Source organism: Thauera sp. (genome assembly GCF_034003485.1).
Lineage (GTDB): Bacteria > Pseudomonadota > Gammaproteobacteria > Burkholderiales > Rhodocyclaceae > Thauera.
Genome location: NZ_JAVEYL010000004.1, coordinates 33,328 through 49,287, shown reverse-complemented (window position 1 = coordinate 49,287; position 15,960 = coordinate 33,328). Strand labels below are relative to the sequence as shown.

Here is a 15,960-nt window from a genome sequence, read left to right as displayed (position 1 = left end):
CAACCCGCGAGGGTGACGGCCCCGGCCAGGGACTATGCGAACCGGATCAGGCGCGGCGGCGCAGCGCGGCCAGGCCGATCACGCCCAGACCGAGCAGAGCGAGCGAGCCGGGCTCGGGCACGGCACTGACAGCCGGGCGGTCCAGGACGGTGCCGGTGAGCTTGAGGCTCATCGTGTAGCCGTAGCGGGAGGACGATGCACCGACGTCGGCGTCGGACAGGTCGAGCAGGTAAGTGGCAGAGAACACGCCGGCCTCGCTGGTGTCGAGCCAGGCGTTGAAGCTCAGACCCGGGGGGCCGGCGAGCAGCGCCATGAAGGGCTTGAGGTCGGTGCTCAGCTTGCCGGTGTCACCCGAGCCGTTGACCTCGTCGAGGTCCAGCCCGACACGCTCACCCGCGGCATTCCCCAGCCCGAAGCCGAGCATGGCGGAGTCGCCGACGAAGACGGTGCCGAAATCGAGTTCCAGCGCCTGCTCGCCGTTGTCGAACGCAGCCAGCGCATGCAGCAGGTAGGTATAGCTGATACCCAGATTGCCCGCCCAGGTCAGCGTCGTCACGGTGCTTTCGGTACCGGCAAAGGCACTCGAGGTCTGCTCCGCGCTCAGCAGCGGTGCGCTGAAGCTGAAGTCAACCTTGCCGGCGCCGACGTAGGCATCCAACTGGGCCTCGGCCACGCCGCCATCCGAGTTTGTGGTGACGCTCGAGGAGGTCGCCGGGCCGGTACACGCCGCGCGCCGGTTGCCCGCACACGCATCGTCGAGCGTGATCGTGCTGAAGGTCCAGGCCAGCCCTGGCGCCGAGATTGCGGCGCTGCTGCTACCCGTGCCGTTCGAGCTCACCTGGCCATTGCTCCCACCACTGCCTGTGGTCGACGTCACGCGCACGCTGGCGTCGCGGGTCGACTGCACATTGACGGAGGCCCCGGTCAGAACCCCGAGGCTGGCATCGAACTGCTGCACGCTGGCGCTGCCGAGCGAGGCGCCGTTGGCGTTGGTCGCGGTACCGCCCTCGGCATCGGTGACCGAAGCCGAGCCGGTGAATGCGACCGGCGCGGTGCTCAGCACCAGGGCGTGGGCCGGCGCGGCCAGCAGTCCAGCCCCCAAGGCGAGCGCAAGCGCCAATGGGCGGGCAGCAGATACAGTGTAATCGAGTTGCATGATGGCTCCAGGAGCGTCTTGTTATTGGCTGAAACGCTTTTAGCAAGAGCCGGGCCATACTATTTTTATTCTATTTTTCAATGGCTTGCAAAAAACCATCCACCGCGAACGGCAGGCGTGTAAGCACGGCCGACAAGCGCGCGCCAATCCTGCCCGGAAGACGACGCCCGCATTCGCCTAGCAGTCAGGAAAGCCTCTCGTCAAGGATCGACTCCACAAGGGGCACGAATACTTTTTCTGCGAGCGTGAAGAAAGTCTCATCGAGCGGCTCGGCGACGCCGCGCAGCGCGAGGCGGTAAGCCGGGTCATTGCCCTCGCCGTATTCCGTTCGCATTCCGCCGGTCCACTTTTCCATCGCCTTGCGCGGACTGTCGGAATTTTTTACATAGGCCCAGGCCGACTTGGGGAAGAAGTGCAGCGGCGCACACAGGCCCTGACGGTAGAGCCCAAGCAAGGTTTCGAGCACCTGCCCGGCAACGGCCGGGTCCAGCGCCGCGAAGCGGAATTCGCCGTCGCGCGACAGGCCGCGCGTCTCGCCGCGCACGCCGGGTGCGGGCGCTGCGCATAGCAGCAGGTGGGCGAGCCAGGCGCCGAGGTAGTCGCTGGCGCGGGTGTCGTCGTAGCGCGCGCGCAGCAGGCCATCGGCGCGCAGGTCGGCAAAGCTGGCGGTCAGCGACCAGGCCTCGCCGTCGATACAGCATTCGAAGCGCGCCCGATGCGGCGGCTGCGCCGGCGCAGCCAGGAGCTGGCGCTGGCGACCGGAGAAAGCCAGCAAGCTTTCGAACTCGCGCACGAGCGCGGCCTCGCCGAGGGTGCCGGCGGGGTATTCGTTGCCGGCACGCGCCAGCGCCCACAGGCGGTCGTGAGCCGCACCAGCGCCCGGCTCAAGCGCCTCGACGGCGGGGGCCACACCGGCCTTCGACTCATCCAGCTCGCCTGCCCTGCCCTTCGGCGCAGGCATCGCATCGGCCAGCATCACCGGCAGCAGGCGCGCCGCGAGCGCGCGCTGGCCCGCCCAGTCGGGCAGCATCGGCTCGACGTCGTCGAGCACCTCGGCCGAGTGAGGCAGGTCCAGCCCCACGCGCTCGCGCAGCAGGTAGCGGCAGGGATTGGCGAAGAAGCGGATCAGTTGCAGCAGCTCGACCTCGCGCCAGGCCGCATCGGGCGGCGGCAGCGGCGCGACGAAGAAAGGGGCGGCATCGGCGCCGCTGCGTGCGTCCGCATCGTCCGCATCGCTTTCCCCCTCGGCGGCGCCGGGCTCGCGCAGGAGCGATTGCGCTTGCGCTGCGACTGATGGGGCCGCGGCACTGGCGACTGCGGCACCGGCACCGCCCGCGCCCGCAGACGCCGCCAGCCGACTCGCGAGCGCCTGCGCGTAGTCCTCGTTGAAGCTGGTCAGCCGCTCATCACGGCGCGCGCCGGCGATGAAGTAGTCGGCGGCGAAGGCCTGCAGCGGATGGATCACGGTGAGCCGCCTGCGCACCTCGGCGAGCGCCGCCGGGTCGCCCGCCGTGCTGGCGCAGGCGGTGGCCAGGGTGTCGAGCAACTCGTCCACCAGCACCGATGGTGGCAGCGCACTGCCGTCGCGCACGCTGCGCCCGACGTAGGACAGGTGCAGCACCTCGCGCGCGGACAGGATCAGGTCGAGGAAGAGGTTGCGGTCGTCGAGCCGGCGCTGGCGGTCGCCGGCCTGCGGGCGGGCGGCCATGAGGTCGAACTCGGCCGGGCCGTCGCTGCCGGGGAAGGCGCCCTGGTCGAGCCCGATCACGCACACCACGCGGTAGGGCAGGCTGCGCAGCGCGGGCAAGGCGGAGAAGGTGACCGTGCCGCCGGGCACGCCGCCACGCGCCGGGTCGTCGAGCACCGCGGCCAGCGCCGGATGCACGACCGCGAGCGGCACCGCGGCCTCGAGCTCGGCGGCGGCGATATCGTCGGCGAGCGCGGCGATCGCGGCACGCACCTCGCGCAGCGCATCGGCGTGCTCGGCGGGGTCGCCGACCAAGCGATCGAGCACCTCGTTGAGCGCGCTGCGCCAGCCGGCGCCGGTGTGTTCGCGCAGCAACAGGTCGCGCACGCTGCGCAGGCTGTCGGCATAGCGCCACAGGCTGCCGAGGGCGGATGCGGCCTGGCCCTCAGGAGCGCCGGCGCCGATGCGTCCGGCGAAGCTGGCCTGGTCGGCGGCCTCGCCGGCCGCCCAGGCGAGGAACAGCCGGTGCAGGCCTTCATCCAGCGTGTGCGCGGACGCCGAACCGGCTTCGGTCCGTGCCCCGGCGTCGGCCGCAGCCGTGCCGGCGACGGGACCCGTGGCAGCGGAGCTCACCGCATCCAGTCCCCAGCACACGCCGGCTGAACGCAGCCAGTCGTGCACGGCCTCCAGCGCTGCATCATCGAGCCCGAAGCGCGCCGCCACCGGCGCCTGCTGCAGCAGGTCGAACACGCGGCTTGCCGGGAAGCGGCTGGCGGCCAGGTGCAGGGCCTGGTCGAGCACGCGCGCCACCGGGTTGTCGCGGGTGCCGCCGAGGCCGGTGATGCGCCACGGGATGCGGCGCGCCGCCGGGGCGGTGCCGAAAACCGCCTCGATCAGCGGCGCGGTGGTTTCGAGGTCGGGGGTCAGCACCACGACGTCGGCCGGGCGCAGCGCAGCGTCGGTGCCGGCATGCATCTTGAACAGGCCGAGCAGGCGGTCGTGCAGCACTTCCAGCTCGCGGGTGCGCGAGTGGCAGACGTGCACCTCCAGGCTGCGGTCGCTGCCGGCCAGCCGCACGCCCGCCGGCGGCAGTTCCTCCAGGGCGAGGATGGCGTTGTGCAACCGCGCCAGCAGGTGGCGGCCGGGGTGGGGCGCGAAGGCGGCGTCTTCCTCGACCGCGTGCTCGCCCTCGAACAGCAGGCCGATGTGGGCGCGCGTCTGCTTGCCCCAGGCGGCGAGCAGGCCGTTGCCGGTGTCGAAGAACATGTCCTTCTGCTGCGCCGCCAGCCAGGACAGGCGGCGCGCATCGACGATGTCGAACCAGAACTCGCGGCAGGGGTTGAGCACGTACAGGCGCACATCCACCACCCGCGCCAGCTCGCGCAGCAGGTCGAGGTAGAGCGGCGGCAGCGCAGGCAGCGCGAACACGTGCACCGTGGCCGGCAGGCCCACCGCGGCCAGCTCATCGGCCGACATCGCAGTGACGCGGCGCAAAAAGGCCTGGGCCGGATGCTCCTGGCGCAGCCCCATGCCGTCGCGGATGCGCTGCCACAGCTCGGCCTGCCAGGCTTCGTCGGCGAGCTGGACCGCGCTCGCCCCGGGTCCGAGCGCCGAGCCGCGCCCGTGGGCCCACACCGCCAGCCACTGCGGCCGGTAGGTCAGGTAGTGATCGAACACGCGCGCGATGCGCCCGGCCAGCTCGAAGCGCATGCGCGCATCGGCGCCGTCGAGATAGCGCGCCAGGCGCGGATGCGCCGCCACCCACGCGCCGTGTTCATGCGCGCGATCGAGCAGACCGTGGATGCGCCACGCGAGCAGCGTGGGCGAGAACGGCGAGCGTTCCGCCACTGGCACCACGCGCCCGATCTGCTGCCACAGCCACTGCGCGAGGTAGTCGAAGCGCAGGTTGGCGCTGACGCCCTCGCGGTCGGCCACCGCCAGCTCGACCACACGCCGCAGCGCGCTGCTCGGCACCACCACCTGGCGCTGGCCGAACGGCCCCGGCTGCTCGGCGCCGAGGCGCTCGAGCAAGGTGTCGAGGAGGATTTCGAAGCGGTTGGAGAAGCTGAGATGGAACATGGCAGGCGCAGGCGGGCCGCGCAGCGGTGATCGAGCCGCCATTATACGGAGCGGGACACGCGCACCTCGCGCGCCCGGCCATGCCAGGCCAGGCGCATGAACCACGGACCGGTCAGCCCTGCGCAGGAGCGGGCTGGCGGGCTAGGAGCCCGGCGGCGGCGCGCCGAAATCTTCCGGCCGGTACGCCATGGCGCGCCCCCGTCCCTCGCGCTTGACCATGTAGCAGGCATGGTCCGCGGCACGGACCAGTTCGGCCACGCTGCCGAGCGCGCCGTCGATCATCGCGAAGCCGATGCTGGCGCCGATGCGATACTCGCGGCCTTCCCATTCGAAGCGCAGATCCCGCACCGCTGCGCACAGGCCGCTGGCGATGCGGGCGACGTCGGCCGGCGTGCAGCCACGCAGGATCAGCGCGAATTCGTCACCGCCGATCCGGCATACCGTGTCTTCACTGCGCAGGTGGCTGCGGATCAGATCCGCAACCACGCGCAGCAGGGCGTCGCCGGCGGCGTGTCCACCGGTGTCGTTGACCGGCTTGAAGTGGTCGAGGTCCATGAAGCACAAGGCGCCGTGATCGCCGGCCCGGCGCGAGGCCGAGAGCAGTTCTTCCAGCGCCTGCTCGAACGCGCGACGGTTGGGCAAGGACGTGAGCGGGTCATGCAGGGCCTGATGAGAGAGCCGCGCGGTCGCCTGCTCGATGCGCGCCTGCAGCGTCTTGTGCGCGTTGGCAATCGCACGCGCCATGGAGTTGAAGCCATCCTCCAGCGTCTGTAGCTCCTCACTGCCCGCGCGACCGCTGACCTGCACGTCGAGCTCGCCGCGCGCCATGCGCCGAACGGCCTCCACCAGCCGGGCGACGGGTTCGCCCACCACGTTGGCGAGTCGAATGGCGAGCAGCATCGCGAGCACCAGTGCACCGACAGCCAGCCCGACCGTGGTCATCACCGTGGTGCGCCAGCGCGCATCGTAGGCGCGGGTGTCGATCTCCACATACACCCAGCCCACCGGAAATGGCGCCAGCGCCGCCCTGCCCCCGGCAAATTCGTCGACCGCCACAGGCATCGACATCACCGGCGCAGCAAAGGCGACGCGCCGCCCCTGCCGGCCCAGTCGGACCGCCTCCTTGGCCTGCCGGGTGCGACCGTCATCGGCAAGGACAGGTGCGCCCAGGCGGGCGAGTTCGTGACCGCTGAGGTCATACAGCACCGCCGCGGCCACGTCGTTCTGCGCCTGCAGCGCCTGGATCAAGCCATCGAGACTGCCGCGGCTACCCGAGATCACGCCATATTCGGCGGCGGGCGCAAGGAAACTGACGATGGCCAGACCACGCTCGGCAATCTCCCGGTCCGCCATGCGTGCGCCGCGAAACAGCGACAGGCCCGTCATCGCCGCCGACAGCAGCAGCACCGGCAACAGCACGGTGAGCAGCAGACGCGCGCGCAGGGAGATGCGATCGGTGCTCATGGCTGCCCACCTCCTGCGGTCTGGCGCAGCAATTCCCCGTCGTCGGCCACGCTGATGCCGAGCGCACGCGCCACCTGACGATTGACCGCGATCTCGAACGACACCGGCTCCTGCGGTGGGGGCAGCGTGACCCGCGTCGAGTCCTGGGTACGCAACCAGTCGATGAGATCGCTGGCGACCTGTTCGGGGGTGATAAACACTGCCGCCAGCGCGCCGGCGGTCACATAGGCGCGCGAGAAGGCGATGATCGGCTTCTGGTAGCGGTAACTGGTGAGCAGGATCGAGCGCGCCGCAGTCGGACTGGACAGCATGGGGTCGGGCAGCGCCAGCAGCACCTCGCTCGCACTCAACACCTCCTCGAGACTGGCGATCAGCTCCTTCTCGCTGCGCACCTGGCGAGTGGCGAGCGTGAGCCCTACGTCGGCGGCTGCCGCGTGGAGCGCCGCCTCGGCGTCGATGTTGTCGCCGAGCAGCAGGCCCACCCGCATGCGCTCGGGCACCACGGCACACAGCAGGCGGAACTGGCGCTCGACCGGCTGATCGAGCAACCAGGCGGACAGCGCCGCCTGCGGGTATGCACTGCGCAGCACCTCGAAGCGGCTGCGCGCGATCATCGTCACCAAAGTGGGCCGTAGGTGGCGCGCGAGCGCCAGCTCGGCGGCGGCCTCGCCGCTGGCAACCACCAGGTCGGCGCGCGCGAGCGCGACGTCATCCAGCCCTTCTGCCGGGCTGCCGATGTCGAACACGCGGTGGCCGAGACCGGCCGCGGCACGCATGAAGGCATCGGCGAAGGCCTTGTGCACGCCGTCGCGCTGTGAAACCACCACCGCCACGTCGAGGGCGAAGGCCACAGACGACGTGGTGAAGCCCAGCAACAGCGCGAGCCCGCACAGGCAGGCGCGCAAGTACGAGCGTCGCTGCAGAACGAAACGCATCACCACGCGAGGCGAAGACTGCCGAAGACCTGCGGCTCGTGACGGAAGCGGCCCTCGTGGAAATCGACATATCGCCCACCCACGCTCTGCGCCACGATCGCCACCTCGTTGCCGGAACCCGGCTGGCCAAACTCGCGCACCAGCTTGAGATCGACGCGAGCCTTCTCGGGAACGATGTCGCCGTCGCTCAGCCACTTCATGACCGAATGCCGATAGAACCCCATGCTCGCACGCCAGCGACCCGGCAAATCCTTGATCAGCAGCACCGAGGTGACCGACGTCGGAACGCTGTAAGTGAAGTCATCATCGAGAATGTCGTCATCAGCGTCGACGTCCGCGAAGGACTGTGACAGCACGACCCGCCCCCAGCCAGGCTTGCGCCAGTCGGCGCTGAACTCGCCCCCGGTCATGCGAAAAGTCCCCGCGTTCTGGAACAGGAAAGTCTTCGTCCGCGCAGGTGCGCCAATGTTCCCGATGGGCGGGCACGGATTCAGGCAGGTCTCATCGTCAATGTACCGCTCGTAGCTCTTGTGAAAAGCGCGCACATCGAGACGCAGCCCGAGCTCGCGAAAGGCGGCCACGTAACCGAGCTCGAAATGGCGCACACGCTCTGGATCAACGGAGGGACTTGCCTTGTTGAAAACGCGCAGAAGCTCGCCATTGCCGTAGATCGCCTCCTCGGACCGGGACTCGACCCATGACGGCGCACGATAGGAGACCCCGGCCGAAAATCGCACCGCCGACTCCGGCGTCAGCGCGTAGTTGATCGCCAGCCGCGGCGAAAACAGCGAACCGCTGTAGTTGTGATCCTCGAGTACGCCACCAAGGTCGATTTTCAGGCGCTCGAGCGGCGCCCAGAACACGCTGCCGAATAGCTGACTGCTGGTTCCCCGCAGCGTGCTGCCGGTATTGAACATGTAAGGCGCTCGCACGGACTCCTGGCGGACTCCCGCGCCTAGCATGAAGCGCCAGCTCGGTGACAGACGCGCCGAATACTGGAGTTCCAGATTGTCCCGGCGCACGTCACTGTTCCGGTCCCGACCGATCACCACAGGGGTGTTCTCTGTGTTCAGCCAGGCGCCTCGCATGCGCTCGTCCTGGTGGTAATAGTGCACGGACAACTCGGCGTCCGCGGCAGAGCTGCGCCGCCAGCCCAGATGGAGGAAGGTCGAACGGGCGTCGTCGGCACGCAGCGGATCGGAAAGACTGAACGGAATCCCGCGGTCGCTCTCGCCTTCACTGGCGCCAAGCATCAGGCCGATTTCATCGTGCGCCGACACCTGGGCGGTCGCGGACAGGTTGACGACCGATCGGGTGACGGTCTCCCGGTCGTTCCAGTTGGGCTGATCGGGCGACTGCTGATCCAGATAAGGCTCGAAGTTCACCGCACGCCGATGCGAGCCGGAAAGGCGCCAGTCGAGCGCCTGATCGAGCTTGCCATTTACCCGGAAACCGTGATCGTAAAAACCGTTCCTGCCGACTCTCGAGATCAGGCCTGCGCCACTCTGGGTGGACGGCGACCGGGTGATGATGTTGATCACGCCCTGGAAGGCATCGACCCCGTAGGCCGCGCCGTTGGCCCCCCGAACAACCTCGATCCGATCGATGTCGTCGACGCGCAAAGGCAGATCCTGCCAATTGGTGTTGCCCCACAGCGGGCTGTTCACCGTGCCGCCATCGATCATGACCTTGATGCGGCGCTCATACGCATCGCCCAGGCCATGGTTGGCGACGGTCGGCGAACCCTCGGCCCAGTCCGCGACCAGAAAGCCGGGCACCAAGCGCAGCAGGTCATGGATTTCAGTGAAGCCCGAGGCTTCGATCATCTCGCGATCGATCACGGTGACCGCGACCGGCGCATCGAGCGGCGACTGCGCCATGCGCGACGCCGTGAGCACGACCGGGATGTCGCTGAAGAAGACGTCGGTCGCATGGGCTGCGCCGATGCCGAGCATCAGGCCGGCAGCGGTCGCCGTGGACAGGAGCGGGTTGAGGAGGCGAGGACGTGGCACGGTTGAATGTGGGGCAATGGATCTCGCGCCGAACCTTGCACCCTAACTGTGGAATGCGCCAGCCAATCGGAGACCAGACCGCGAAAATCCGCACGCTCGCTAGCCAACTCCGGTCGCGAGCGCGCGCACGCCGTGGGCGACGAATTCGACCGCAAGCGCCGCGAGCACCAGGCCCATCAGGCGCGTCATGATGTTCAGGCCGGTCTGGCCGGCATAGCGGCTGATCCGTCCCGCCATGCGGAAGCACACCCACACCACCCCGCCCATCACCGCCCCGATCACCAGCAGTGCCACCATGTCCCACCAGTGCTGCACCTGCTCGGAGTGAATGATCACGGTGCTGACCGTGCCCGGCCCGGTGAGCAGCGGAATCGTCAGCGGCACGACGGCGACGTTCGAGCGCTCGGTTGCCTCGTGCTCCTCTTCCGGCGTCGACCGGATGCGCCCCGGCTCGGCGTTGAACATGTTGAGCGCGAGGATGAACAGCAGGATGCCGCCGCCGACCTGCAGCGAGGCGATCGAGATGCCGAAGATCCCCAGCAGGCTCTGACCGAACAGCGCCGCCGCGCCGACCACGATCGCGGTGGCGACCGCTGCGGTGTTGATCGTGCTCTTCCGCTCGCGCGCCGACTGCCCGGCGGTGAGGCTGAGAAACATCGGGATCGCGCCGAACGGGTTGATCAGCGCCAGCAAGGTGATGAAGACCTTCAGTGTTTCCATGGTTTCCGTATCCGGGGGGCGCGGCGCGGGGGACGCAGCGCGAGCAAGCGCGGGAGCATAGCCGATCGCTTGTTAAACTTGCGCCTCGAACGCGTGCTCGTGCCAACCTGTGTGCACATCCCCCACGGAACGCCTGATGGCCCGAACCCACCCCGAAGGCTGGCAACAGCTCCCCGCCGCCGGCGCCCGCGGGCGCGAGCGCGCCACGCTCGCGCTGCTGGCCGCGGCGCTGCCGCGCGCATGGACGATCTACCACGGCCTGCACTGGACGCGCGCCGAGGGCGCGCACCTGGTGTTCGGCGAGATCGCCTTCGCCGTGGTCGGCCCGGGCGGACGGGTGCTGCTGATCGAGCAGCATGCGGGCTTCCTCGACGAGACCGCCGACGGCCTGATGCGCCCGGGGCGCAAGCGCGCGCAGCACATCAGCCATGAACTCGCCCGCAGCGCCGACGAGCTGCGCACCCGCCTGCGTCCGCTGCTGGCCGGCGCCGAGCCGGTGCTCGACATCCTTCTGTTCTGCCCCGACTACCACGTGCGCCAGCCCGGCAGCGCCGGGCTCGATCCGGCGCGCATCGTCGACGCCAGCCGGCGCGACGCCTTCGCCACCATCGTGCACGACCTGACCGCGCCGCGGGCTGGCGACCCGCCTGCCGAGCCTGCCCGCCTGCAGGCGCTGCACCGCTTCTTCGCCGACATCCTGGAGCTGGTGCCCGATGTGCAGGCCCACATCGGCCAGGCCGACGACCTCACCACCCGGCTGTCGGGCGGGCTCACCGAATGGGCGCGTCGCATCGACATGACACCGCACCGCCTGCGCGTGACCGCCACCGCCGGCAGCGGCAAGACCCAGCTCGCGCTCGCCGCCTACACCGACGCGCTCGCCGCCGGCAGGCGCCCCTTGTACGTCTGTTACAACCGCCCGCTCGCCGACCACTTCGCGCGCATCGCGCCGGCCGGCGGCGAGGTCGCCACCTTCCACCAGCTCTGCGACCGCCGCCTGCGCGACGCCGGGCGCAAGCCGGCCTTCGGCGCGCCCGGCGCCTTCCGCCGCATGGAGGCCGACTTCGCCGCGCTGGTCGCCACCCACACCACCGCCGACTGGCAGTTCGACGAGCTGATCATCGACGAGGGCCAGGATTTCATGGAGCCCTGGCGCGACGCCCTGCTCGCGCTGCTCAAGCCGGGCGGGCGCGCGTGGTGGCTGGAAGACCCGCTGCAGAACCTCTACGACCGCGCGCCGGTGGCACTGCCGGGCTGGGTTGGCCTCACCGCCGACACCAACTACCGCACCCCGGCCGACGTGCTCGCCCTGCTCAACGCCCGCCTGCCGCTGCCGGCGCCGATCCGCGCCGGCAGCCCGGTGACCGACAGCGAACCCGAGGTGCTGATCTGGCACGACGAGGCCAGCCTGCTCGAGGCCACCAAGCGCGCGATCACGCGCGCGCTCGGCCTCGGCTTTCGGCGCGACATGATCGTGCTGCTCACCTTCCGCGGTCGCGAACACTCGCGCTTCACCGCGCTCGATCAGCTCGGCCCCCACCGCCTGCGCGCCTTCACCGGCCGCTATGACCTGCTCGGCGAACCCGAGCACTCGCACGGCGAATTGCTGATCGACTCGGTGTACCGCTTCAAGGGGCAATCGGCGCCCTGCATCATCTTCACCGAGATCGACTTCGAGACCACGGGCGAGGCCATGGACGAGCTCACCATGCGCAAGCTCTTCGTCGGCGCAACTCGGGCGACGATGAAGCTGATCATGGTGGCGTCGGAGCGTTGTGCGCAGGCCCTGGAAGCTGGTCCCCGACCGGACTCACCGGGGTATCTCGACACTAGCGGAAGGTGATACGGGCGGATTCGAGACATCAATTTCGGCTTACACGTGAATAACTTCACAACTCATCCGGAATATACGCACCTTGAGCAGGATGCCCTCCATGGCATCATCGCGTAACAATTCGTTACCCGCTCAATAATCCGAGATCCATCCGCTCATGACCACTCGCAAGAAACTCACAGCACTCGCAGTCGCCGCGTGCGTCGGCATGACCACCGGCTGCGCCAACATGCCGCAGAGCGACGCCTTCAACAAGGAGAACATCGGCACCGTGGTTGGCGCAGCAGCCGGCATACTGCTCGGCAGCCAGATCGGCAAGGGCGGCGGTCGCACCGCAGCCATGGTGATCGGCGCCCTTGCCGGCGGCATGCTGGGCAAGTCCATCGGCGCGAGCCTCGACGAGCGCGACCGCGAGGCCCTGGCCATGCAGACCCAGCAGGTGCTGGACAGCGCCGGAGACGGCCAGACCATGACCTGGAAATCGGACCACAGCGGCGCATCGGCCACGATCGTGCCGGTGTCGACCGAGCAGGTCAGCCGCGAGATGGCAGTCAAGCGTACGGCCAAGGTACAGTCCGTCTCCAATCTGCAGGTCATCAACAAGCCCTACCGCGCCATAAAGAGCGCCAACGTGCGCAGCGCCCCCGACGCCAGCGCCGAGAAAGTCGGCGGACTGGCCGCAGGCAGCACCTTCACCGCGATCGGCCGCACCGACAACAACTGGCTCGCGGTGGGCCGCCGTGGCGTGACCGTGGGCTATGTGTTCGCGCCGCTGGTCGAACCCGTCTCCGCCCGCCAGCAGGTCGCCAAGGCCGCAACCACGCAGACCCAGGCCGCGAAGCCGGCCAACACCGCAACCGACCTCGACGCCATGGACGTCACCAGCGCCCAGAGCCAGGGCTTCGACTTGGACAGCATGCCGGTCGTCGAGGACAAGGTCGCCGCGACCACGACCTGCCGCACCCTGGAATACACCGTCAACGCCGAAGGCAAGCGCGAGCAGCAGAACGTCAAGGCCTGCCAGGCCGCTGACGGCGCCTGGGAACTGACCTGAGGGCTGCACCAACATGAAGCGATACCCTGTCCTCGGGCTGCTTGCGCTCAGCCTCTCCGCCTTTGCCGGCGACGCAAGCCACCGCCTGGCGTTCTCGAAAGCAGAAAATGTTGAAGTATTCGTAGACCACCGCGCCGGCGAGCCCTGGTGCGCCCCCGCCCTGCAGATGCGCTTCGCCTTCGGTGGCGAGCCCAGCCTGGAAGCGGTCGAGCGCCTGATGCCTCGCCTGGGCGGCCTGCTTGCCAAGGAGTGCCCGCAAGCCGCAACCACGCAGTGGAAGAGCGTCGATGCAAGCGGCAGCGAAGCCCGCAACGGCCTCAGCGAGAAGGCCGGCGGCTGGCTCGCGCTCGCCGCCCAGCCGAAGGCAGCGCTCGCCAGCGCGCCGGCGCCCACCGCCGAGCCGGCCCCCGCAGATAAGCCCGCAACTGCCGCAGCACCGGCAGTTGCGCCAGCCCCGGCTGCGGCCGAGGCTGCACCAGCGCCTGCCTCAGCGACACCCCCAGCAACAGCGCCCGCGCCGGCTCCGGTTGCCGCTTCCGCGCCAACTGCAGCCCCCGCTGTCGCACCAGCCCCCGCTGTCGCACCAGCCCCTGCACCGGCCGCGGCACCCGTTGAGGCTCCGGCCCCGACACCGAGCGAGCCCGCAGCGCCGGCCGCAGTCGCAGTTGCCGCGCAACCCGCACGTGCAGATTTCGGTGTTGCCGGTTGGACCCCGCCACGGGAGGACACGGTGCTGGCAGGCGCGAGCTTCCTGACCGAGCTGCGCGACCAGGCGGGTTGCCGCTATCGCGTCGGCTACAAGCCCGACGTCGCCGAGGAGTTCCTGCGCGTCGAATCGAAAGGCCCGACCTGCGGGAGCGACGGCTTCGCCACTGGCGAAGGCGAGCTAAACATCATGCGCAGCGACGGCGTGCTGCTCCGCAAGATCAAGGCCACCTTCAACCGCGGCCTGCCCATCGTCAACGGCAACACCGCGTGGCCGATCGCCGGCTTCGACGACGCGCAGAACCTCCTGCTGCTGCTCGGCAGCGATGCGGACAATGGCGTCCATTACCTGGCGCAGTTGCCGCGGGACCGTCACAACGGCACCTGGCAGGCAGGCAGCCTGTTCATCGTCGCGCTGACCGAGAAGGTCGACCTGTTCCGCAACCTCGACACCATCCGCAGCACCTTGATGCAACCGATCGCCGAGCTGGAACAGCAAGGCCCGCGCGTCAACTCGGTCCGCGTCTACGCCATGCGCAACCTCCAGCAAGGCCTGCTGCAGGGGCAGCGCGACGCCTGGTTGTACGAGGTCGTGATGCAGCGCGACTGGCGCAGCAAACAGCTCGGTTTCGATCCCAACCACGCGGTCAACCACCTGTTCAATCACGAGCGCAAGCTGGCCGAGCTGGCACAACGCCAGGCCGCCGAACGCGAGCGCGCCGAGCGGCAGCGCCTGCAGCAGATCGCGATGCAGGCCGAGAGCGAGCTGCGGGTCTACGAGGGATTTGGCAGGCTCGCGCGTGACCCGCAGCAGCTGATGGCCCAGCTGGTCGATGACCTGGACGGTGCGAACGACTTCGCACAGTTGATGGGTGGTCGCAGCAAGCCGGTGAGCCTGATCGTCCGCGTCAGCGACACGACCGACGAAGGTGGTCACGTGGACTTCCCCTATGAGGCCCAACTGCTTGCCGGCAACGCCGAGAAGCTGTCCAAGGGCTGGTACTTCGTCACCGCCGATGCAAGCCTGGACAGCAAGGCGCTCGACGCGGCAGGGCTGCCGCTCACCCAACTCGCCACCAAGACCGTCGTCAACTGCGAGAAGGACGGCTGCGCCGACCTCCGCGACCCGCTCAAACTCACCCGCCATCGCCTCGGGCAGCCGGAATGGACCCCTGAGCGAGCCAAGGACCAGGTGCGCGCCGTATGGCCTGACCGCTACACGCAGTCAGGCGCACAGGAATGACCCTCATGCAGAAACACATCAAGTTCATCGCACCCGCCGTCCTCGCCGTCGCCATCGGCGGCTATCTCGGCCTCGGCGCCTACGCCAGCAGCAAGGCGGAAAAGCAGTTGGAAGACTGGGTGTACGACAACGAGCTGAGCGGCCAGGTCAGCTGGCGCGCAGTCAGCTCGACCCCTCTGGGCGGCACGATCACCATCGACGGCCTTGCCATTCGCAGCGAGAACCCGCTGGTCGGCAAGCTCGACATCGACATCGATCGCGTCGCCATATCGGACTACGAGGACAGCAAGGAGCGAAAGCGGGTCACGCTCGACCTCAGCGGCATCCAGATGCCGACCGGCCAGAAGAGCGCGGCCGACGCGCTCAAGCCCTTGCTCCACGCAAGCGGCCGCAACGAGTTGCAACCGTTCGACCTTTACGTGAAGGCCGACTACAAGGACAAGGAACGCGAACGAAGCCTGGGGCTGGAGTATCGGGCGACCCTGCCGGACCTGCTGGCGGCGGAGGCCAGCTTTGAACTCGGCAACCTGCCCGACCCCGCCGAGCTCGCCAACGCTGCCGCAATGGCGGGCAACCCCTTTGGGGGCGGCATGCTGGGGGCGCTTGGTGCCCTCGAGTCGATCGAGATCGGCAAGACCTCCGCAGCCGTGCGCGACCTGGGCTACTTCGCCCGTCGCGGCCTGATCGAGCAGCGCTACAAGTACCCGGTCGACCCGCTCAAGGGCGACCCGCTCAAGCAGCGCAAGGCTGCGCTCGAAGCGGACGTCGCCCAGCAGGTGCGCGGCTGCGAGCAGGAGCTTGCAAGCATGCTGCCCGCCCCAAAGGACGCCTGCGCAGCCTGGGTCGGGCTCGTGAATGGCACGGGTGAGGGTGCGAGGATCTCGATCGCACCGGAACGCCCGATGCGCGTAGCGGAGTTCGCGCGCGTGATGGGCGCCCCCCAGCAGGTGGGCCCGATGCTCAAGCGCCTGCAGCTCAAGGTCGACGCATTGTAAGACCCGACGGGCATGTCACCTCGCAGGCGGCATGCCCGCTAGCCGCGCGCCCGGATTCTTGTGTTGCGGACGGGTG

General features: G+C 69.0%; 10 protein-coding genes. 4 read left to right on the top strand and 6 right to left on the bottom strand.

The window, feature by feature from the left end:
• Nucleotides 1–46 precede the first annotated feature (46 nt).
• From RBT54_RS03160 to RBT54_RS03135, 6 genes are all read right to left on the bottom strand, one after another.
• Nucleotides 47–1,156, bottom strand: a complete 1,110-nt coding sequence (locus tag RBT54_RS03160; protein WP_320364019.1) for a choice-of-anchor E domain-containing protein — start codon at nt 1,154–1,156, stop codon at nt 47–49.
• A gap of 184 nt (nt 1,157–1,340) precedes the next feature.
• On the bottom strand, nt 1,341–4,922 hold the full coding sequence (recC, locus tag RBT54_RS03155) for an exodeoxyribonuclease V subunit gamma (RefSeq protein WP_320364017.1): 3,582 nt from the start codon (nt 4,920–4,922) through the stop codon (nt 1,341–1,343).
• A gap of 141 nt (nt 4,923–5,063) precedes the next feature.
• Nucleotides 5,064–6,386, bottom strand: coding sequence for a diguanylate cyclase (locus RBT54_RS03150; RefSeq protein ID WP_320364015.1), 1,323 nt, complete (start codon nt 6,384–6,386; stop codon nt 5,064–5,066).
• Complete coding sequence (locus RBT54_RS03145) at nt 6,383–7,321, bottom strand: ABC transporter substrate binding protein (protein WP_320364013.1); 939 nt, start codon at nt 7,319–7,321, stop codon at nt 6,383–6,385. Before RBT54_RS03145 ends, RBT54_RS03150 begins: the two co-directional genes overlap by 4 nt.
• Nucleotides 7,321–9,276, bottom strand: a complete 1,956-nt coding sequence (locus RBT54_RS03140) for a TonB-dependent receptor plug domain-containing protein (RefSeq protein WP_320364011.1) — start codon at nt 9,274–9,276, stop codon at nt 7,321–7,323. The genes RBT54_RS03145 and RBT54_RS03140 overlap by 1 nt, the downstream gene beginning before the upstream one ends.
• Before the next feature lie 156 nt (nt 9,277–9,432).
• Nucleotides 9,433–10,053: a MarC family protein gene (locus tag RBT54_RS03135; RefSeq protein ID WP_320364010.1), complete on the bottom strand. Its 621-nt coding sequence runs from the start codon at nt 10,051–10,053 to the stop codon at nt 9,433–9,435.
• 136 nt (nt 10,054–10,189) lie between these two features.
• On the opposite strand from RBT54_RS03135, the gene RBT54_RS03130 reads away from it, so the two are divergent.
• The 4 genes from RBT54_RS03130 to RBT54_RS03115 all read left to right on the top strand — a co-directional run bounded on the left by RBT54_RS03130 (nt 10,190) and on the right by RBT54_RS03115 (nt 15,884).
• Nucleotides 10,190–11,896: an ATP-binding domain-containing protein gene (locus RBT54_RS03130; RefSeq protein ID WP_320364008.1), complete on the top strand. Its 1,707-nt coding sequence runs from the start codon at nt 10,190–10,192 to the stop codon at nt 11,894–11,896.
• Nucleotides 11,897–12,044: 148 nt separating this feature from the next.
• Entirely contained in the window at nt 12,045–12,941 is an 897-nt protein-coding gene (locus RBT54_RS03125; protein ID WP_320364006.1) for an SH3 domain-containing protein, read from the top strand.
• A gap of 13 nt (nt 12,942–12,954) precedes the next feature.
• Nucleotides 12,955–14,889, top strand: coding sequence for a hypothetical protein (locus tag RBT54_RS03120; protein WP_320364004.1), 1,935 nt, complete (start codon nt 12,955–12,957; stop codon nt 14,887–14,889).
• A gap of 5 nt (nt 14,890–14,894) precedes the next feature.
• A complete protein-coding gene (locus RBT54_RS03115) occupies nt 14,895–15,884 on the top strand; it encodes a hypothetical protein (RefSeq protein ID WP_320364002.1) in 990 nt (329 codons plus the stop codon).
• The last annotated feature ends 76 nt before the right edge of the window (nt 15,885–15,960 follow it).